General features: G+C 63.1%; 1 protein-coding gene. It reads right to left on the bottom strand.

What is annotated here, in order from left to right; translation table 11 throughout:
* Positions 1–255: transposase (locus IF20_RS37025; RefSeq protein WP_199896942.1), on the bottom strand; the 255-nt coding region annotated here is incomplete at both ends.

Here is a 255-nt window from a genome sequence, read left to right as displayed (position 1 = left end):
GTGTGGAGCCTGCTGGAGTGTACGCATGCCCTTGCGGATGGCATGCTCCAGCTGGCCGCGGTCGGTGAACACAACATTGGCAGTGACGGCCCGTCGCAGCAGAGACCAGATACCTTCCACGGGATTGAGATCCGGTGCGTAGGTCGGCAGCTGGATGATGGTGAGCCAGTCGTGCCGGTCCGCGTACTCGCGGATCTGCCCACTGCGGTGCACATTCAAGTTGTCCCAGATCAGCACGATGGGGCCGCCGAGCTG

The organism is Streptomyces niger, from assembly GCF_000718305.1.
Classification (GTDB): domain Bacteria; phylum Actinomycetota; class Actinomycetes; order Streptomycetales; family Streptomycetaceae; genus Streptomyces; species Streptomyces niger.
Note: the sequence above shows the minus strand (reverse complement) of the source record. Positions and strands in the feature narration are given on the sequence as shown.